Origin of the sequence: Maritalea porphyrae, from assembly GCF_027213965.1 — a bacterium.
Lineage (GTDB): Bacteria > Pseudomonadota > Alphaproteobacteria > Rhizobiales > Devosiaceae > Maritalea > Maritalea porphyrae_A.
This window is the reverse complement of the sequence record NZ_JAPWGX010000032.1, coordinates 1-275: the sequence shown is the minus strand read 5'-3', so window position 1 is coordinate 275 and position 275 is coordinate 1. Positions and strand designations below refer to the sequence as shown.

The 275-nt window shown below is 46.2% G+C and carries 1 protein-coding gene; it reads left to right on the top strand.

From position 1 onward, the window contains the following. On the top strand, positions 1-275 hold a 275-nt coding region (gene nhaD, locus O4H47_RS17910), incomplete at both ends, for a sodium:proton antiporter NhaD (RefSeq protein WP_269395387.1).

Below are 275 nucleotides of genomic sequence, written 5' to 3'. Positions count from 1 at the left end.
GATGAAAGTCTCTGGTGATAATCCTAAGTTCGTCAATCTTGCTTGTATCAACATTGTTATCGCAGCCAACGCTGGCGGTGCATTCAGCCCATTTGGAGATATTACAACCCTGATGGTGTGGCAGGCCGGTCATGTCAGCTTTGCTGAGTTCATTCCGTTGTTTGTACCGTCATTGGTGAACTACTTGGTTCCCGCATTTTTGATGTCACTTTTTGTTCCAAACACAAAACCGAATACGATTCACCAACACGTTGAGCTAAAACGCGGGGCAAGGC